Origin of the sequence: Anaerotruncus sp. 1XD42-93, assembly GCF_009917605.1 — a bacterium.
Classification (GTDB): domain Bacteria; phylum Bacillota; class Clostridia; order Oscillospirales; family Ruminococcaceae; genus Anaerotruncus.
The window spans coordinates 1-17711 of sequence record NZ_QZEG01000054.1 but is presented as its reverse complement, the minus strand read 5'-3'; the positions used below and the strand labels follow the sequence as shown (position 1 = coordinate 17711).

Below are 17711 nucleotides of genomic sequence, written 5' to 3'. Positions count from 1 at the left end.
TGACGGGGTATTTTTTTCACCTGCCTTTCTTCGATATTTTTCTTCCCGCCGCTTGCTCAAGGCGGCATTTGATATATGCCCTTACGGGCGCACGTAGAGTTCTACCATTAAATTGCTGACCGGGGTGCCTAATGATACACATTATCTATGACAGGAAGTGCCGATAATGCGTTATCTATCCACTATTTCAGGCTAAATAAGCGCAAAAAACAGCCGCCAATTCTGACGGCTTATCCAAGGCTATCTATAAGAAGAAGGCCGGGAGTGCTTTGATGCACTCCCAGCCTTCTTCATTTCCGGTCAAGTCTCTGCACGCAGACGTTCTACTTCCTCACTGGTCAGCCCTGTGAGTTTTGCTATGTCTGCTATCGACATTCTCATTTGCAAAGCATTGCGAACAATCTCTACGTTTCGTTTCTCCATCCCTCTGCGCTCGCCTCTATCCTCGGCGGTAGCTAAGTCTGATTGCAAATCGGTCTGATACATTCTACGGCTACGGAATACAGCCCGTTCCCGTTCGTCTTGACTGATACTCATTAAGCGATTCCCGGCCATTTGTAGCACCTCCTTCGACGCTATGACCTTGTTTACCGTTTCCCTATGTGTAGGCTCACCAGCATATTGAAAGAATATTGCCCATTTCTCCAAATCCGTCATATCATCTACAGACTTCTTGATAATCTCTTGGAGCTTGCTCAACTCAACGTAGACTACATGAATGGCGTCTGACAGCAGTTCATTGTCCTCGTCATGCCGCAGGGAGAAGGAATTGACATACTCTGCCCTCTCAGGAAACACCGTGTAGGAGCAGAACGTTACCTGATACGTCCGGGCCAGCTTATCATACCTCCGCACGCCCTTTGACGGCTGAGAGGAATGGAGGTCGCACAGGTAGTATATGCTCTTGCCCTTCAAATTCTGATGTTTCCCATCAGAATCCTCTTGAATCCGGCTGGCTTGCATTTCCAAATCAATTTGGGAGCCATCATCAATCAAGCAGTTTACGTCAAGTCTTTCGGCTTTCTCTTGAACATCTTCGGGAGGGATCTCATTGTTGCGAACCTCAACCCCAACCACAGGCCGCTTAATGATGGAAGAAATCAAATCTATCAAAATTGGTTTGGATTCTTGTGGTGTCAGTATCAGCTTAAATACCCGGTCATCAGACGGCGGCAGTATATCAGCGTCCATCGGCAATAATCCCATAATAATCACTCTCTCAAAAAATCTTGTTAACTCAGTATACCATGGATCAGTCCAAAATTCCACTGCAAGTTTTCAAAAATCATCATATAAACCGCCGCTTAATCCCCCTATGTGCAGATCGTCGTGCAGATTTTCCGTCTGCCGGGTAGCTCAGAAACATTTCGTAGATTTCATATCTCTGCCCTGCCAGCCAGAAAATTTGCCCGCCAATCTGCACACGCTGTCTTAATCGGCGGTTTCCAATTGTGCTGGTCTTAAAAAACTCAGAAGTCAATAATACGCTGGCATACTCCAAAACGAATTTTGAGGCCGGACTGATCTACCCGTTTCTGTGTTGCTCTGGGCTATATATTATAGCTATAGCGGCAAGAAAGTCGCAAAATAATTTGAAAAGGAGATGTCTCCATGAGTGAAGAAAACAGCTCTTTGAAGGGACAAGAAGAAACGGTAGTAGCGGATGCTTACTTAGTAGCCCAGAAATCCCGTACCCCCATAGCGGATTTTGCCTTTTGGCTGCGGGACTTGGGCGGCTGTGCCTCCTTCCGAGGGAACTTTGTTTCTCTGGATCGGACGAAGGCTAATGTCATGGCCGCCGATGCGCGCGAGGCGTTTCAGTCCAAGGCGAAGTGCCGGGATGCGGCGAAAAAGCGTGTGGACAGGGCAATCCACGAGGCCGAGCAGAAAACGGAATGCCGCATGAGCGTTTCGGGGAGCGGCAGCTTTTATCAGGAGTTCCGGCAGCGGTTCGACCATCGGCTGGACGCCTTGAGGGAAAAGCTGGAATTGCTACGCACACCTAAAAACGCCGCAATCGTGGATGAAATGGAGGGCTATTTGACGGCCTCCGAAATTCATAAGAAAGCAAAGAAAATCTGCGGCGATCTCTCTGGGCAATATTCGCTTCAACCCGCCAGTGCGTACTACGGCGAAATCAGCTATGATGCTTGGGACCCTTCGGACTTTGAGGAAGGTCTTGCTAAGCTCTTTGCGAAAGGCTTTATCCGGTATGGGTTTAACTGCTACGAGGTTATTCAGGCCATCGAGAAAGATGCACAGATTGCCCTTGACAGTTTTCAGGCGGACTTCAACACGCAGATGCAGGACGAGATCTTGTCCTGCATTGTAGAACCTGTCCAACGGTTGCTTACTAAACTTAGAGATTCCAAAGCCACGCATTCCGCATAAGAGGTGAATTATGATTGAACGGCTTATGAATCCAGAACACCCCTATGGGGAACCAGATTATAGCAGATTTTCAAAACACATCACCGATTTGCGCCAGCAGTTGCAGGGACAGCTTGACAGGAAAAGCCAAAACCTGCTTGAGCAGCTATGCAACACTTATATCCGACAAGGAAACGCTATGTTACCAGACGCTTTTGCTGATGGTTTTTGGTCTGCGGTAGAGCTGATGTTGGAATATAAAAAGCGGAATCTGTTATAAATGGCCAATATCATTGTTCGGCCTTGATAATCGTTTCAATCAACCCTTGAATCGTCTTGCTGACTGGCTCCTGAAATTTCAAATCAAGCTGCTGGAGTTTTGCAATCGGCTCTGCCCAAGCCCCGGCATCAATACTGCTACCAAACAACAGGTAATCGCTGCTGCATGACAGTACCCGGCAGACTGTCATCAGAGAATCCAGGCTGAATGTGGAATCGCCCAGCTCAATATTAGCGATAAAGCGGGGGCTGAGGGCGCACAACTCTCCCAGCTTTTCTCTGGTATACCCTGCCTGCTCCCGCCGTTCCCGTAGACGACCGCCAATTTGGGCTTTTGTAGTATCTGTCAAGCACATCACCTCTTATCACAAGTATAATATGTGAAATAAGGGGTTGAAATGCGGTGATATTTTATTTATAATATGTGATAATAAGTGTGTCATCGATGAACTAACGTATAGGGGAGGGAAATTATGCTTAAATATACTCTATTAGGCCAGACAGTCATCTTTGAAGATGCCGCAGAACGTTACTATGACCTGCAATGTATGGCAGAGCAAGCCGGCTTAGCTACTTCTAAGCAGTTTGGGGAATGGTACAAGCAGTGCGGAAATATCCAATCCGTCTTGGATGGTTATTTGCAATTCGCAGAATCGCTGATGGAAAAACGGGTTTTTCACCCCTTATTCAGCCAGCTTACTGAATGCGAAATCTACGATATGAGCGAGGAAAGCTATTGGAAACACTGCATTGGATTAGGGGAAACCGAAGCTGCACTGGAAACGGTAGAGCGGCAATATAATGCAATACTGAGGCAGCAAAATGCGGAAAAAGAGTATCGCGCTGATCGAAAGGCAGGTCGCGGCCATTACAGATCCTATACCAGCTTTTCCAGTGACTATTGGTTGCGGGATCAGGCTGCGGCTGGAATGAAAAATCTTGCTTCATTTGCAGGGCACTCCTTAATGAACGCTGTTGGAAATGCTGGCTCTGCATTATCGGCCTCCATGGACAAAAACGCCTTATACAAAAATTCCGCCACTCAGGACACCTTGCTGAATGGTATCCTTGCCGATCTGTTCACCGTATACTCTGCGCACATGAGCTTTCTGAATGAGCGCAAGGAAAACTACCTTCAATCTATATTTGACGAGGATAAGTCAAATGCACTCTTTGAAAACGCCAAAAACCTACCTGAAAGGCAAGAGGAATTATTGGTACAAGCATTCACGCTATGCCCTTGGAATACAGAACTGGTGAAATACATCTTCATCCATTTTCCAAGGGACAGAAAGGCTACATATGCTGCGGCCCAACGCTTTTCCGTTGATTTATCAAGCACAACAGAGGAAATATTGTCACAGGAATACGACGAGGAAGCGCGTTCCTCCGAACAGGCGGCACAAGTAGCAAAAGAACATATTTTAACCTATATGCGGGAATATGGGGTGACGGAAAGCGCAACCTTGGATCGGCTGGAGACTGACTGCTTACGGAGGCTCTGCAAGGGGTATCAGACAGCGGATGAGCAAACCTGTAATCAGCTCACAGATGAAGTACGTCAATACCAAGCGCAGGAAAAGCTAAAGGGGCCGTTTTTTGAACTGCTGCAAAAGCGTATTGAATCAATATGGCAGGAGGAACTGAACCAAGCCTGCCAGGGCTATGAAACGGCAGATGAATCTGCTTGTGAGGAGTTTATCGCCGCAATCAAAGCGCATAAGGCCCCTGATGTACTGAAAGCCCCATTCTTGAAAAAGGTACAAGCCCGGATCGAAAATATCTGGTCTGCGGAGGACGGGGAAATTTTTGATAACCTTTACGTGAAAACCGATATTACAGATTCCAAAGCTGTTGCGGAGGCCGTGTCCTATGTGCGGAGCAAGGGCCGTACTGATTCTTCCAAAAAGTATCTTGACGCATTGAACGCCTGCACGCCTAAAAACATTGAACTTGCCCAGCTATATCAAACCACAAGCCGCTATAAATCGTATATAATTGCGGCCATCGTATGCCTTATTGCAACTTTTGTATTTATTATACCAATTCTGGTCGCAATTCCGCTTTTCATCAAAGCGTGGAGTATGAAAAAAGCGTGGAAGCTACTTACTATCAATGGTGCGATGATTCACCCTGCGCTGCTTTCCATACGGCCTAACACTAAACCCAGCAAATAAATTCACTTTTCCGCTACAATACACATTTTAATTCCATAAAATGAGGACGTGAACTATATGAAAGCACAAAGGTGGTTATTCATCTTTGCAGGAATCTGCGTATTGTTTCTGGCAGCGGGGTGCAGTAGAGAGTCTACCATAGATGCCAGCGTTCCCGTTAGACAGGAAATAGATGCCGAAAATGATGTGGATATCTTGAACGATGAACAGTCCACAGTGGAGGTTGGGGAGTGGCAAAAGGCGGTGGGGGTATGGGAAGACGAATATGGTCGTGGATATACCATGCACGTATCTGTAAATGAATCCAAAACAGATATTCTATTTTCTATTTCCTTCGTCCCCCATGGAAGTGTGTTCCTGAGTTGGGTACTCCCTTGTAAATTGGATGGTGAGATACTTCATTATGATAAAGGTGTCATGAGTTTTATGGAGATTTTACCAGATAAAAATGGGGAACCAATATCCGATTCATCGGTGGAAAAGGACTTGATTGGAAACTTCTCTTTCGATTCTGACCAAGATATTTTGATTTGGAATGATGAATCGAATGAGTATGGTGATTCGACCAATTTTGTTCGTTCTCAAATCCCCGAAAGCGAACTTGGCGAAGTAGAGGGCAATCCCGCCAACTTAGCCGACGGCGGCTACGATCCCTATTATGGAGATGGATACTCCGACCCCTTTGAGCAGGAAAACGATTTCAACACGACCCTAAGTAATACAGAATTGATTAGACTCAATGATCCGATCAGTGTACAGCTTGCCAGTGAATGGAAAAACGCATATAATCAATCTGTTTCACGGGACTTTAGAATTTCAAATGTTCATGTGAGAAATATCTTCCCAACGATTGAACGGCGCGAGCAACTTGCGGCTGTTATAACTGAGGTCGAATTTTGCTTTGTAAAACAAGGTGGTTCCCCAGCAGGTTCCGTATATACGGTTGTAATAATTGATGCGAGCTGTGGAAACATTTTGTCTGCGTGTATCACCGCTTAGTGCAAAGTTTCCGATTTAGATTGCAGCAGAAACATATACTATAATTACGAAGGCCTCGGGGTAATTCCCCGGGGCCAATTTTATTGTTCAGGAGGAATGTATCATGCCGGCAAATGTTGAAACCATGTTCTATGTCCGTGAGAAGCCTTGGCATGGCCTGGGTACGGAAGTGCAGGAGGCGCCCACCTCCACTGACGCCCTAATTTACGCTGGCCTTGATTGGGAGGTCGTCCAGAAGGACGTTTACACCGGAGATGGCTCCCTGATCGCTGGCTACAAGGCCAATCTCCGCAGCACCGACAACGCTCCCTTGGGTATCGTGTCCGACCGCTACAAAGTGGTGCAGAACGAGGACGCTTTCCAGTTTACCGATGACCTGCTGGGGGCTGGCGTGACCTACGAGACTGCCGGGGCCTTGCAGGGAGGCCGCAAGGTCTGGATGCTGGCTCGTATGCCCCACCGCTACATCATCGCAGGGGACGAGATTGCCCCCTATCTGGTAGTGATGAACTCCCACGATGGCAGCTCCGGTATCAAAGTCGCTATGACCCCTATCCGGGTTGTGTGCCAGAATACGCTTAACCTGGCCCTCAACAGCGCAAAGCGCATCTGGACGACCAAGCACACCGAGAACGTCATGCTCCGTGTCCACGAGGCCGAGGAAACCCTGGGACTGGCCGAGAAATATATGAGCGAGCTGGGCCGTGGCATTGATGCCCTGTCCAAGATCAAGCTCACCGACAAGAAGGTCATGGAGTTCATGAACGAGTTCTTCCCTGTCACCCTGGATATGCCGGATGTTCAGCGCAAAAACAATCTGCGGATGCTGGACAACATGAAGGCCCGGTACTGGGAGGCTCCCGATCTCTCCAACGTGGGAAAGAACGGCTACCGCTTCGTCAATGCCATCAGCGACTTTGCTACCCATGCTGATCCCATCCGCAAGACCAAGAACTACAACGAGAACCTGTTCCTGCGTACTGTCGAGGGCAACCCCATGATCGACAAGGCGTACAAAATGGTGCTGGCGGCGGCATGATGTGTAAATGGACCATATAGAGGACGTGCGGCCCGTGGCTGTGCGTCCCCTGTCCCTATTCTGATGAAAGCGAGGTTTTGATATGCCAGCGAACATTTTAGTTTCTACCGAAAATCTGCCCTATGCGGACTGGCTGGAGTACCGCAAGCAGGGTATCGGAGGTTCGGACGCTTCTGTAGTCTGCGGTATCAACCGCTACAAGTCCCCCGTGGAGCTGTGGCTGGATAAGACGGGCCAGCTCCCGCCCCAGGAGGCCGGGGAAGCTGCCTACTGGGGGACGCAGTTGGAACCCTTCGTCCGGGCCGAGTTTACCAAGCGCACCGGGATCGAGGTCTGCCATAAGAGCGAACTGCTCCAGAGCGAGGAATACCCCTTCATGCTGGCGAATCTGGATGGCGTCTGTGAAGTCCCGGACGTTGGGACGTGTATCTTCGAGGCCAAGACAGCTTCCGCTTACAAGGCTGGCGAATGGGAGGACACCATCCCGGATGAATACCAGCTTCAAATCCAGCACTACATGGCCGTTACCGGGTATGCCGGGGCCTATATCGCTGTGCTGATCGGCGGCAATACCTTCCGCTGGAAATTCGTGGAGCGTGACGAGGATTTGATCTCCATGCTCATTGAGTTGGAGGCCGCTTTCTGGAATCATGTGCAAGACCTCACGCCCCCGCCGCTGGACGGCTCGGACGCTTCGACCAGGTTCCTGTCCGAGCGATTCCCCAACAGCAAACCTAAGTCTCAAATTACGCTCCCCGACGCCGCCTCCGCTCTTCTGGCCCAGTATGACGATGCCTGTGAGCAGTTGGAGATCGTCACCGAGCAAAAGCATAAGGCCGAAAATCTGCTGAAAGAAATGATGGGCGAGAATGAGGTCGGCACCGCCGGGGGCCGTGTCATCACTTGGAAAAGCGTGTCTCAGGAGCGGTTGGACAGTAAGACCCTGAAAGCGGAACACCCGACTTTGTATAAGAAGTACGCCAACAAATCATCGTACCGCCGTTTCACCATCAAAGCGGCAAGCTAAAGGAGGTTCATCATGGACAACACAGCACTCAAAGGCCGCATGAGCGGGAAGATTCAGGAGTTGCAGCAGCCCGGAGAAGTGGCCGCTGCTCCCGATACCTCGCTGGCCCCTGCGAACTCCGCTTATCTGGCCCTGACCAGCAACGCTCTTGACATCATCCGGGCCAACCTGAAAAGCCAGCCCCTGACCCTCGACCTGTTCGATTTGGTCAAAAGTCCGTCCGGTGGCTCCACGGTGTTTGAAGTGCCGGGGCTGGCCGGGAATGAAGCGGAAAAGGAGCTGGTTGGGATCGTCCTGGACTACACCACACCGAGGGCCTATTGGGACACACCTGACCCGGTGGAGGGTACGCCGCCCATCTGTATGAGCCAGAACAGCATTATTTCCTTTGACGGGAAAGCCTGCGCTCACTGCCCCTACAACGATTTCGGTTCCAAGGATGGTGAGAGCAACGCCAAAGCCTGTAAAGAATCGGTTCTTCTGTTTCTGCTGCGGCCTGACAATATCATCCCGCTGCTGGTACGGGTTCCCGTGACCAGCAAGCCCAGGTTCCTGAAATACTCTACCCGGCTCCTGAGTACCTTAACGCCGATCTCCAGCGTGGTCACGAAGATCACCTTGGAGAAGGCCACCAGCAAACAGGGCAAGCCCTACGCCTTGTTCAACTTCCAGACGGTCAGCACTCTCAGCCCGGAGGAAGCGGCTCAGGCAAAGGCGTTCGGCCAACAGTTCATGGACATTGTGAACGCCGCCCAAATGGTGCCAGAGCTGGCACAGGCAAGCTAAGATAGGATACGCTATGATGGCCCGGTGTCCCTGCCTTGTGGTAGGGATGCCGGGTCATTTATTTTATGGAGGAGCCACTATGAACTATAGCGAATTGAAACAGATCTTCCGGGAACTGAAAGCTACTTCTCCCAGGGATGATCTGACCGCACACATCATTTTCACGGAGGACAGCTTTGCCACGCAGTATCTATTGTTGAGCCGTACCTATCGTTTCAGCAGCGATAACAAAGGATTCTACCCTCATATGTTCAGCAACTCCATCTTTGCGTACTGTCTGGACAAGACTTCCGATCAGGGTGTCCGGCTGGACTGGTACATGGCCGAGGAAGGCAACCCTGGCGGCTGGAAGGTCGAGGACTGCTACATCTTGGAACAGATGCGGGATGTGGCTGCTATCCCTCACTATTGCCGTACAGAGCAGGACGATGGAACGGTCTGCTATTTCTTTGGCAATACCTGTATCCGGGTTCGTGAATCCCATGAGAACGGGAAGATTCACTTAAAGCCTGTGGCCGGAGATCAGACAGCTTGCAGCGAGTGGGTGGATTTGCCTATCGACCGGGTATACGGCTACTGTACCCTGCTGGAATGGCATTTGAATAGAAAGGGAGGGCATTGAACATGAAGATTGGCGATTCAGTCTATACGTTCCGGTTCTGCACGGTTCGGATCAAAGCTATCTTTGAGAACGAGGCTGAGGCCCGTGCTGCTGGATTCTGCGAACCTACCTACTACGAGGGCGATCACACCATCTTGGGGAAGTCCCTGGATACGTACCATATGGAGTTCGCCGCCGTTCCCAAGGGAGCAAGCCATGAGTAGGATTCATCGGGTCAGCCCGGAGCAAGTATTAAACGTGATAGATTTCCGTACTCCGCTGGGCCTGTTTCTAACGAAGGAAGGCCGTAAATGGGTGGCGGTGGACAACACCACTGGGGACGCATGGACGGAGGATTTTGCCCGGAAGCATCGAGCCACACGCTGGCTGCGTGGAAAGTTTGAGGTGAGTTAAAATGCGTGTTTTAGTAGTCGAGCCTGAGCGCAGACCGGAGCCAAGAGAAATCAGCGGGTCTTTGGAATCCATGCAGGAAATTGTGGGCGGCTTAATTCAACCCATCTATCTTGATGATTCTGTTGTTTTGCTCTGCAATGACGATGGAAAGTTCGCGGTGCGCCCGCAGATTGTGACCATTTTACCAGCCTGACCCCGGAGCAGATTGATCAGTATCGTGAGCGGTTCTACACACCGGAAATGTTTTGGGGTATGGATGGCCGTATCATCTGCCTGCCGCTGGAGGTCGATTGATTAAACTGAAATAAGGGAATCTCTTGCGGCACAGGGGATTCCCTCTTATTATGCCCTATCACCGAAAGGAGTTGAACACAATGAGGGCTTTGCGTCCTATGACGCAGGAGGAACGGGACTTTGCGGAGCAGAGGCACGATCTGGTGATCGACTTTCTCCGCTACAGGCGTCTCCTGATGAATGATTTCTATGACGTCGTAATCTTCGGCTATCTCTCCGCTGTGCAGCAGTATTTTCGCAATCCTCCCGCTGGCGTGGAGTTCGAGGCGATGGCGTTCCGGGCCATGAGGGACGCCGTTCTACGGGATGGTGAATATCATGCCCGTGTCAAACGTTGCGGTATCACCGTGGGCCTGGATGATGTTGAAAATGCACTTGCAGATCCCAGGCAGGATACGGAGCGGCGAGTTGAGGGTAAGGCCCTTCTGGAACAGGTGGTGAGTATGGCTACTCCGAAGGAAACCAGGATTATCAATCTCCTGATAGATGGCTTTGCACTACATGAGGCCGCACGATTCTTGAAGATGCCAAAAGCCGTTGCTGTGAGCTGCATGGAGGACTTCTATGGTCGGGCCAGAGTTGCTATTGGCTGAAATCAAGGCTGGGGTCGGTATTCATCGGCTACAGCCAATTACTATTTTATGGAGGCAGAGCATGAAAGTCAAGGCATATATCCACAGTTTGAAAGACCATGAGCATGACCGCCATGTGTTGGGCGAGGCCGAGATCATCCGGCAAATCGGAGGCAATCAGTATCTGGCTGAATATAACGGTGTTCGGTGTACGGCAATTTTCAACTTCTTCACCGGGGCCTACTATGTCGATGATGTGTACGACATCCAGAAGGAGGCTGCTCATGGGTAGTTCAAGATTCAAGGTGACGATTACCGAGACATTGAAGCGAACGGTTGAAGTGGAAGCTGACGATCAGCACGAGGCCGAGCAGATGGTATCCGATGGCTGGCACAACAGCCAGTACATCCTTGATGCAGAGGATTTTGTTGGTGCGGCGTTTGAAGCCGTTCCTGTGTTGAAGTAGTGGTTCCAAATACGTTCGTTATTGGAACTGGTTTAGAAGGACTGGAATAACTCTTGAAATCAGGCGGTTTTGATGGGTATTTCGTCCCAAAACTTATTCCAAAATCTACGTCTCTATTGCCATACATTATTGGGAAGGATGTGACGGATGAAGAACTATATCTTTGGCTATGCCAGAGTCAGCACCGAGCAGCAGAACCTTTACCGACAGTTAGACGCTCTCAAGAAGTACGGCTGCGATATGATCTACAATGAAAAGATGACCGGAACCAAGCGTGATCGTCCTGAGCTGGCTAAGATGCTTGACCGGATGACCGAAGGCGATACCGTGGTGATTGAATCCCTGTCGAGGCTGGGACGAAGTACCAAGGACTTGATCGAACTGACGGAGCTATTTGAGCAGAAGGGTGTTCATCTGGTCAGCCTGAAGGAATCCATAGATACCAGTACCAGCACAGGTAAGCTGCTGTTCACCCTCATGTCGGCCATCGCTCAGTTTGAACGAGATGTGATTGCTGACCGTACCCGTGATGGACTGCGCTCGGCCAGGGCCAGGGGGCGGACAGGAGGTAGACCCAAGACGAATCCTGACGCTGTAAAAAAGGCTGTCAAGCTCTACAAAACAAAGCAGTATGCCATCAAGGAAATTGAGGAACTGACCGGGGTTAAAAAGTCCACGCTTTATAGGAACTTAGCAAAAAAATAAGATAAGTAAGGCTGCCTGCTTCTTGCTGGCAGGCAGCTTTACTATCACAATTTAACCCCGGATTACTCATCTGTGTAAAAGGAAAAATTCACCATTCTCCCATTTGTTTTTCACGTTTTTCAAAGTCCACACAAGCTATGGTAGATGATAGCTGCTTGTCTTTATTATACTTCAAGCAATATCCGTAGGTTGGCGTTGTATATGCTCCAAATGTTTTTCTATTTCCATTCCAGTGGATGCAGTGATAGCAACAATCATCACTGTGCGGTAGAATCATTGACCTTATTGACGGTTCCTTTTTGACGGAAATATCTGTGCCGCCAATCATGGACATACTACCCGGAACCTCCTGTGATTGACCTGAAGCAAGGTCCTTAGATATATCCGTACTTTGTGTATTGAGTAATTGGCCGGCCTCAGAAGATGCAATCTCTAATGGCGTATCAACATTTACCCTCGGAAATCCAAGCAAGTCCAAAAATTGATTTACAAGGCTCCAACAAAATATATCTAAATCTTTTGTATTCACATCAATAGGACTGTCAGTGTCAACTTTACTTTGGAATACCTGTTGGAGGTTCCATAATTTGTTTTCCGGCCTATTCCTAAAAAAGCGAAAAGCTTCTTCATAGTTAATACTTCCTTCTGGAAAGTATCTGCTTACCTTGCAATTTCTATTTCCTCTCATCCAACTCTTGGCGGCCATTTCCGAAAACTCACGCTTACAGCCTGCACTTCTAAAAAGACAGTCTAAAATTATCCACGCAATATCATTAGTGATTTTTGAATCCCGAATGGCAAAGATAAAAGTCCTCCATGTCACAATGTAAAACCTTCTTATCGAAAAATGTAGTATTTCAAATGTAACGAAAATGTACCGAAGCTGTCCATGGATTTGTACAAACACGATGTGATACGATTCCTTTGTGCGTAACCACTATTAGAGTTTTCTCTGGAGGTGAGCAATCATACGTTCTGATGGACAATTCCATTTGGAAAGCGAGGTTGAAAGGGAAAGTGTCAAAAAAGAAAGAAAAGGGGCAAAAGCATCCTAAACACCTTGGTAAAGTCCGTAGTGATGACTATGGCGTTAATCGCATGGGGCAAATTTCGATAAAAAGAATGTCGTTTCTAAAACAGAAGCAAATCGAAAAAAATGCGCCGAAAAGAATGATCTTGAAACGAGACTATGACCCTGGTTTCTTTTTTGGTAGCCAAAATCAAGAGCATTATGTTGGAATATCACAAGGTGAGGAGGGAAACATCGTTATCATTGGGGGCAGTGGAAGCGGCAAAAGTGCCGGGGTTGCCAAGCCAACATTGAGAATGTGGAAAGGGGCGATATGTGCTACAGATATTAAAGGTGAATTGTCAGATTTCTATGCGAATATGTCAGAAAAAATGTTCCAGCAAGGAATTATTGCACGTCCGTATATCATTTTTGATCCCACGCAGATAGATGGCCCCAGCTATGACCCGTTTTGGTGGCTGACACAGGATAACAGCAGTAATCTGATCAACAACATCCAAGAAATAGCATTGGCAATTATCCCGATTCAAGCCGATGTAAAAGAACCCTTTTGGTCAGATACCGAACGGGGTATTTTAGCGGCGGCCCTGCTTTATTACTTTCAACTCGGTCTTAGCTTTAGCGAGACTATGTGCAAAATTTTAGAACAGCCGCTTTCTCTGCTCTGCAAAGAGATGGCAGAAAGTGATGATATAAATGTGAAAATACTTCTTGGAGAAGCTCGCATAAGTAAAAAGACACTGGCTATCGTTGATCGAGGATTACGAAATAAACTCGCGCTTTTTGTGGCTGACCCATATATCGCTCATGCGTTTCGTGGTATACGAGAGGGAGCAAATTGTTTCAACTGGAATAATCTAAATGAGTTCAATATCTTTCTGCGTATTCCAGCAGATCGGATAGAACAGTGGAGTGGCGCAACAAACTTGATGTATACCCAACTTATCCGGTATTTGGAGCGTAGACCGGAGAAGTACACCGAAGCAGGAGCAGACAATATCCAAACACTGCTGCTCATGGATGAATTTGCAAGGTTTGGGAAACTGGAAATGATTACATCTGCCATGTCAACCTTGCGGAGCAAGAACGTAAATATCTGTCTAATGATTCAGAGCGTGGCCCAACTTGACAGTATTTACGGCGAGTATAAACGACGCATTATTTTTGATAATTGCCAATACAAAGCAATCCTACGATCTGACGACACTGATACACAGAAATATCTTGCTGAACTGATTGGAACCTGCATATACAGACAGAACAGCATAGGTACGCAATTAGATGATTCCATGAAAACCACTGGCTGCAGTGTGCAGATAAGCGAACTGCGAGATTGGATCGTCCATCCTCACGTACTTTCGACTTTGGATAACGTTCTGCTGTTGACACCAAGCGGATTTTGCCGTGTGGAAAAATTTCAGACATACATTGATTTATCAAACTATGTACGATACCCCACACTGGAAGAACAGACAACATTTGCTTCTATATATGACCCAATCATACCCATGATTAACAATCCAAAAAGGAACGAAGGTGCAAAAATGCTGACGATTGAGGAACGCAGTCAAAAAGCTGCCAAGCGTATTACAGAATCCCAGCACCAACAGCGTTTAGCTCACAAGCAAGCACAGGACAAACAAAGAAGGGATGCACAGCGCCGGAATTATATTATTGGTGAACTGGTCAGCAAATACTTCCCGGAAGTTTGTGACATTGAAGCGGGAACCGAAGCTGAGAACAAAGTGCGATTTGAACCGCTGGAGGCATTTATGGCGGTGTTATCCGCTGACAAAGAACTGGTGGAGCAACTCAAGAAAAAATCTCGTTGTAGAATGTTGTAGGAGCGTTGATCTGTGAAAGCAGACTGATCTATAAGTCTCCGATGTGTAAATGGACATACACATAAAAAAAGATACGAAACACCAAACAGAGGGGAACGATTATGGCAAATTATTACTTAGAGGCTCAGGCTATCAGCCGTAGAAAAGGCCGGTCTGTTACACGGCTGGCAAACTATATCACTGGACGCAAACTGCATGACAGCTACAACAGCAAGACCTATTATCGGAAGCGGCATGATGTTCTTTATTGCAGGATTTTCCAGCCTGCTAATGTCCCATCTGATTTTTACGATCTCCAATGTCTTTGCGACAAGATTGAAGCGGCAGAGATTCGCTATGATGCCCGTACCGCACGGGAGTTCAAAGGTTCCCTTCCTAATGAACTGCCGCTCCGTCAGTTGATTCATATTGTCTGTGACTTTGTTGACGCCAATTTTGTAAATCAAGGTTTGTGTGCGATAGCCGCAATCCATGAGGGGAAGAACGAAGCTGATCCATCCAGAAACAACCCCCATGTTCACATCATTGTTCCAACTCGGACTGTCGGGCCAGAGGGGTTCAGCAAGAAGAAAGACCGGGAACATGACAACAGAAAGCACATCGTCATTTGGCGTGAACAGTGGGCATTGATACAAAACCGGGCCTATGAACGAAACGGATTGGATAAACGGGTCAGCCATGAGAGCCTTAAAGTCCAAGGCGTGTGTGACCGCGAACCGACCGTTCGACTGAGCCGCATTGACTGGCAGAAAGAACAGCGTGGCGAACGCACCTCAGCTGGTGATTTGAAGCGTGCCATCTTGGCCCGTAATATGGAGCGTATGCGGCAACGTCAACATGAGAAAACACATGAAATAGATGTAGAACTATCCCGATAATGGAGGTGATGGGATGAAAAAACAACAAAATACCGCAACTGAAAATATTGTAACTGATGTAAGGTCTGCTGTCAAGACTGCGCTTCCGAAAGGAATCAAAGTTACAGTACATATCCCAGAAAATATGAACGAGACTTCAAGACGGCAGAAAATCAACAGGATTTATGACATTTTGAAGCCGGAATTATCACGTTAATATTGTAAGGCAGGTCGATTTGTGTTATATTACTGGTAGATAACGCATTATCGGCCTGCCTTTTTATGGAGGTTGATATTGTGAAAAAGATAACTGCAATTTATGTGCGTCGTTCAGTGAGTGATAGGGACAAAGATAACAACTCCTTGTCCATCGACAGCCAGAAAGCTGACTGCATCAAATCTTTAGGCGAGGGGGAAGAATACCACATTTATTGTGACGATGGCAAGAGCGGCAAAGACATTGAGCATCGGCCAGCATTTCAGCAGATGATGGCTGATGCCAAAGAGGGCCTGATTGAGCGTATTATCGTAAAGAAGTATGATCGTTTCAGCCGCAACATGAGGGAATATCTCAATGTAACTGATCTGCTCGACAGCTACGGCGTCAGCGTGGTTTCTCTTACGGAGCCGTTTAACACGGCCACGAAAGAGGGCCGCATGATGCGGAACACTCTGCTGAATTTTGCGGAGTTTGAGCGAGAGACAATAGCGGGACGGGTAGCGGACGCTTACAGTACCCGTTCACTGGAGACAGGTTTTTATCAGGGGGGTAAATTCTATTATGGCTATATGCCGGAGCGCAGGACTGTCAATGGGAAGAACGGTTCAGTGCTGGTTCCCTCCGACAAGGCCGATGTGGTCAGGATGGCTTACCAACTTTACAAGGCCCCGGAAATCTCGCTGGCCGATGTCCTCAATTACTTTCGCAGCAACGGCATTGATGTCAACAGAACAGCCAAGAGTAACATGGACAGGAGCCACTTCTCCCGGATTCTTGAAAGTCCATTGTATGTCAGGGCCGACAAGGACGTATATCAATACCTTGTCTCAAAGGGATATGAGGTCGTTGACGATGTGGAAGCCTTTGATGGTGTTCATGGCTGCTTCCGCCATAAGCGGCCTGACGGTTCCGAGTACATTAAGGTCGGCTACCACGAGGGGTTAGTGGACGCTGAAACGTGGCTTACAGTACAGGATAAGAAATCTCGCAACAAGCGTATCCCAAATAGCAGCGGAGCAAAGAACTCATGGCTGGTGGGCCTTGTCAAATGTGGTCATTGCCATTATGCCTTGTCGCTCATGTATAGTTGGAACGTTACCAAGACCAAGCAATGGCGGTATTTTGGAGATCACGGTGCTTACAGGGCAAAGGGTTGTATCAAGAAGCGGCTGAAAACCCGCCCCGATGAAGTAGAGCAGATCGTATTCCAGGCCATGAAGGAACGGTTGGAAAGTCTGGTGATAGCCAAGGCTGAACAGCAGAAACCAGATTCCGAAGCAGAGAGTATCAAGGTCGAAATTATTCGTCTTGATGATGAAATCCACAAGCTAATGGACAAGCTGGCGGATGCGGATAATGTGCTGTTTGGGTATATCCAAGACCGGGTGAACGTCCTCCACTCCAAAAAGTCCGAGTTGGAGGAGAAGCTACGGGCAAAGGTCAGAAAACACAAGGAGATCGACACCGCTCCCCTGGCTGACCCTATGAGCCGATGGGATACCCTTACTGTGGACGAGAAGCACGCTCTGGCCATCACGATGATAGACATCGTGTACGTTTCGGACGAGTACGGGGTCGAAATTCAGTTCAGTATTTAAGCGTAGATAAGGTGTGTGTACTGGCGTCCCCGTGGCAAAGACCGTACCCTTCCCGCCGGTCAGCTCGTCCATATACTGGCACTTCATGAACATATCCGAGGACTTCTGCGCCTCGGAGGTGGAAAGCCCCGCCACGTTCCGCATTTTCGTGTAGAGGAACAGATTTTTGAACGAATGCGCCTCGTCCACGAACAGCCGGTCCACGCCCAACTGCTCAAAGGTTATCACATCGTCCTTGCGCTCTGTGGCTTGCAGCTTCTCCATCCGGGCCTCCAGCGACCTGCGAGTCTTTTCCAACTGCTTGACGGTAAAGCGTTCCCCGCCGCTGGCCTCCACCTCGGCAATCCCGTCGGTAATCTCATTGATCTGCTCCCGCAGCAGGCGCTCCTGCCGTTCCCGGCTGATGGGAATACGCTCAAACTGGGAGTGTCC

Annotated in this window: 22 protein-coding genes and 1 pseudogene; 19 read left to right on the top strand and 4 right to left on the bottom strand. The window is 48.5% G+C overall.

What is annotated here, in order from left to right:
* Positions 1-300: 300 nt before the first annotated feature.
* Positions 301-1206, bottom strand: a complete 906-nt coding sequence (locus tag D5269_RS14445; RefSeq protein ID WP_166545212.1) for an Rpn family recombination-promoting nuclease/putative transposase — start codon at positions 1204-1206, stop codon at positions 301-303.
* Between the two features lie 405 nt (positions 1207-1611).
* Here D5269_RS14445 and D5269_RS14440 point away from each other — a divergent pair, with 405 nt between their 5' ends.
* Together D5269_RS14440 and D5269_RS14435 are read left to right on the top strand one after the other, a co-directional pair.
* Positions 1612-2391 carry a hypothetical protein gene (locus D5269_RS14440; protein WP_166545211.1) on the top strand — a complete coding sequence of 260 codons (780 nt, stop codon included), beginning with the start codon at positions 1612-1614 and terminating at the stop codon, positions 2389-2391.
* A gap of 10 nt (positions 2392-2401) precedes the next feature.
* The gene (locus D5269_RS14435; RefSeq protein ID WP_166545210.1) at positions 2402-2650 is read left to right on the top strand and encodes a DUF6809 family protein; all 249 of its coding nucleotides are present in this window, start codon (positions 2402-2404) and stop codon (positions 2648-2650) included.
* A 10-nt stretch (positions 2651-2660) separates the two neighbouring features.
* On the opposite strand, the gene D5269_RS14430 is transcribed toward D5269_RS14435, so the two are convergent.
* Entirely contained in the window at positions 2661-2999 is a 339-nt protein-coding gene (locus D5269_RS14430) for a helix-turn-helix transcriptional regulator (protein WP_166545209.1), read from the bottom strand.
* 123 nt (positions 3000-3122) lie between these two features.
* Here D5269_RS14430 and D5269_RS14425 point away from each other — a divergent pair, with 123 nt between their 5' ends.
* The 13 genes from D5269_RS14425 (at position 3123) to D5269_RS14365 (ending at position 11730) form a co-directional block, all read left to right on the top strand.
* On the top strand, positions 3123-4826 hold the full coding sequence (locus D5269_RS14425; protein WP_166545208.1) for a hypothetical protein: 1704 nt from the start codon (positions 3123-3125) through the stop codon (positions 4824-4826).
* 57 nt (positions 4827-4883) lie between these two features.
* Positions 4884-5825 carry a hypothetical protein gene (locus D5269_RS14420; protein WP_166545207.1) on the top strand — a complete coding sequence of 314 codons (942 nt, stop codon included), beginning with the start codon at positions 4884-4886 and terminating at the stop codon, positions 5823-5825.
* Positions 5826-5928: 103 nt separating this feature from the next.
* On the top strand, positions 5929-6864 hold the full coding sequence (locus D5269_RS14415; protein ID WP_166545206.1) for a DUF932 domain-containing protein: 936 nt from the start codon (positions 5929-5931) through the stop codon (positions 6862-6864).
* 82 nt (positions 6865-6946) lie between these two features.
* On the top strand, positions 6947-7891 hold the full coding sequence (locus tag D5269_RS14410) for a lambda-exonuclease family protein (RefSeq protein WP_166545205.1): 945 nt from the start codon (positions 6947-6949) through the stop codon (positions 7889-7891).
* 12 nt (positions 7892-7903) lie between these two features.
* Complete coding sequence (locus D5269_RS14405) at positions 7904-8677, top strand: hypothetical protein (RefSeq protein WP_166545204.1); 774 nt, start codon at positions 7904-7906, stop codon at positions 8675-8677.
* A 79-nt stretch (positions 8678-8756) separates the two neighbouring features.
* Complete coding sequence (locus D5269_RS14400) at positions 8757-9299, top strand: hypothetical protein (protein ID WP_166545203.1); 543 nt, start codon at positions 8757-8759, stop codon at positions 9297-9299.
* A 2-nt stretch (positions 9300-9301) separates the two neighbouring features.
* Positions 9302-9502 carry a hypothetical protein gene (locus tag D5269_RS14395; RefSeq protein ID WP_166545202.1) on the top strand — a complete coding sequence of 67 codons (201 nt, stop codon included), beginning with the start codon at positions 9302-9304 and terminating at the stop codon, positions 9500-9502.
* Entirely contained in the window at positions 9495-9692 is a 198-nt protein-coding gene (locus D5269_RS14390) for a hypothetical protein (protein WP_166545201.1), read from the top strand. Before D5269_RS14395 ends, D5269_RS14390 begins: the two co-directional genes overlap by 8 nt.
* A gap of 1 nt (position 9693) precedes the next feature.
* Positions 9694-9885, top strand: coding sequence for a DUF3846 domain-containing protein (locus tag D5269_RS14385; protein WP_166545200.1), 192 nt, complete (start codon positions 9694-9696; stop codon positions 9883-9885).
* A gap of 181 nt (positions 9886-10066) precedes the next feature.
* Positions 10067-10579 (top strand): hypothetical protein, encoded by a 513-nt coding sequence (locus D5269_RS14380; RefSeq protein WP_166545199.1) that lies wholly within the window; start codon positions 10067-10069, stop codon positions 10577-10579.
* Positions 10580-10640: 61 nt separating this feature from the next.
* Entirely contained in the window at positions 10641-10850 is a 210-nt protein-coding gene (locus tag D5269_RS14375) for a hypothetical protein (RefSeq protein ID WP_166545198.1), read from the top strand.
* Positions 10843-11025 (top strand): DpnD/PcfM family protein, encoded by a 183-nt coding sequence (locus D5269_RS14370; protein WP_166545197.1) that lies wholly within the window; start codon positions 10843-10845, stop codon positions 11023-11025. Before D5269_RS14375 ends, D5269_RS14370 begins: the two co-directional genes overlap by 8 nt.
* A gap of 147 nt (positions 11026-11172) precedes the next feature.
* Entirely contained in the window at positions 11173-11730 is a 558-nt protein-coding gene (locus D5269_RS14365) for a recombinase family protein (protein WP_166545196.1), read from the top strand.
* A gap of 88 nt (positions 11731-11818) precedes the next feature.
* On the opposite strand, the gene D5269_RS14360 is transcribed toward D5269_RS14365, so the two are convergent.
* Positions 11819-12553 (bottom strand): hypothetical protein, encoded by a 735-nt coding sequence (locus D5269_RS14360; protein WP_166545195.1) that lies wholly within the window; start codon positions 12551-12553, stop codon positions 11819-11821.
* Positions 12554-12747: 194 nt separating this feature from the next.
* Between D5269_RS14360 and D5269_RS14355 the strand changes: the two genes are divergently transcribed.
* The 4 genes from D5269_RS14355 (at position 12748) to D5269_RS19030 (ending at position 17279) form a co-directional block, all read left to right on the top strand.
* Positions 12748-14604, top strand: a complete 1857-nt coding sequence (locus tag D5269_RS14355) for a type IV secretory system conjugative DNA transfer family protein (RefSeq protein ID WP_166545194.1) — start codon at positions 12748-12750, stop codon at positions 14602-14604.
* Between the two features lie 101 nt (positions 14605-14705).
* On the top strand, positions 14706-15482 hold the full coding sequence (locus tag D5269_RS14350) for a MobA/MobL family protein (RefSeq protein WP_166545193.1): 777 nt from the start codon (positions 14706-14708) through the stop codon (positions 15480-15482).
* 13 nt (positions 15483-15495) lie between these two features.
* Positions 15496-15678: a hypothetical protein gene (locus tag D5269_RS14345; RefSeq protein WP_166545191.1), complete on the top strand. Its 183-nt coding sequence runs from the start codon at positions 15496-15498 to the stop codon at positions 15676-15678.
* A gap of 80 nt (positions 15679-15758) precedes the next feature.
* Positions 15759-17279, top strand: coding sequence for a recombinase family protein (locus D5269_RS19030; protein ID WP_347707304.1), 1521 nt, complete (start codon positions 15759-15761; stop codon positions 17277-17279).
* Positions 17280-17297: 18 nt separating this feature from the next.
* Here D5269_RS19030 and D5269_RS14335 read toward each other — a convergent pair.
* Positions 17298-17711 (bottom strand): annotated as a pseudogene (locus D5269_RS14335) (hypothetical protein); the annotation flags it as partial.

Excerpts from the sequence above, each read along its gene's own strand:
- D5269_RS14350 (WP_166545193.1), top strand. The coding sequence starts at position 14,706 with ATGGCAAATTATTACTTAGAGGCTCAGGCTATCAGCCGTAGAAAAGGC.
- D5269_RS14425 (WP_166545208.1), top strand. The coding sequence starts at position 3,123 with ATGCTTAAATATACTCTATTAGGCCAGACAGTCATCTTTGAAGATGCC.
- D5269_RS14375 (WP_166545198.1), top strand. The coding sequence starts at position 10,641 with ATGAAAGTCAAGGCATATATCCACAGTTTGAAAGACCATGAGCATGAC.
- D5269_RS14390 (WP_166545201.1), top strand. The coding sequence starts at position 9,495 with ATGAGTAGGATTCATCGGGTCAGCCCGGAGCAAGTATTAAACGTGATA.
- D5269_RS14410 (WP_166545205.1), top strand. The coding sequence starts at position 6,947 with ATGCCAGCGAACATTTTAGTTTCTACCGAAAATCTGCCCTATGCGGAC.
- D5269_RS14380 (WP_166545199.1), top strand. The coding sequence starts at position 10,067 with ATGAGGGCTTTGCGTCCTATGACGCAGGAGGAACGGGACTTTGCGGAG.
- D5269_RS14415 (WP_166545206.1), top strand. The coding sequence starts at position 5,929 with ATGCCGGCAAATGTTGAAACCATGTTCTATGTCCGTGAGAAGCCTTGG.
- D5269_RS14365 (WP_166545196.1), top strand. The coding sequence starts at position 11,173 with ATGAAGAACTATATCTTTGGCTATGCCAGAGTCAGCACCGAGCAGCAG.
- D5269_RS14385 (WP_166545200.1), top strand. The coding sequence starts at position 9,694 with ATGCGTGTTTTAGTAGTCGAGCCTGAGCGCAGACCGGAGCCAAGAGAA.
- D5269_RS14405 (WP_166545204.1), top strand. The coding sequence starts at position 7,904 with ATGGACAACACAGCACTCAAAGGCCGCATGAGCGGGAAGATTCAGGAG.
- D5269_RS14435 (WP_166545210.1), top strand. The coding sequence starts at position 2,402 with ATGATTGAACGGCTTATGAATCCAGAACACCCCTATGGGGAACCAGAT.
- D5269_RS14370 (WP_166545197.1), top strand. The coding sequence starts at position 10,843 with ATGGGTAGTTCAAGATTCAAGGTGACGATTACCGAGACATTGAAGCGA.
- D5269_RS14420 (WP_166545207.1), top strand. The coding sequence starts at position 4,884 with ATGAAAGCACAAAGGTGGTTATTCATCTTTGCAGGAATCTGCGTATTG.
- D5269_RS14345 (WP_166545191.1), top strand. The coding sequence starts at position 15,496 with ATGAAAAAACAACAAAATACCGCAACTGAAAATATTGTAACTGATGTA.
- D5269_RS14395 (WP_166545202.1), top strand. The coding sequence starts at position 9,302 with ATGAAGATTGGCGATTCAGTCTATACGTTCCGGTTCTGCACGGTTCGG.
- D5269_RS14440 (WP_166545211.1), top strand. The coding sequence starts at position 1,612 with ATGAGTGAAGAAAACAGCTCTTTGAAGGGACAAGAAGAAACGGTAGTA.
- D5269_RS14445 (WP_166545212.1), bottom strand. The coding sequence starts at position 1,206 with ATGGGATTATTGCCGATGGACGCTGATATACTGCCGCCGTCTGATGAC.
- D5269_RS14400 (WP_166545203.1), top strand. The coding sequence starts at position 8,757 with ATGAACTATAGCGAATTGAAACAGATCTTCCGGGAACTGAAAGCTACT.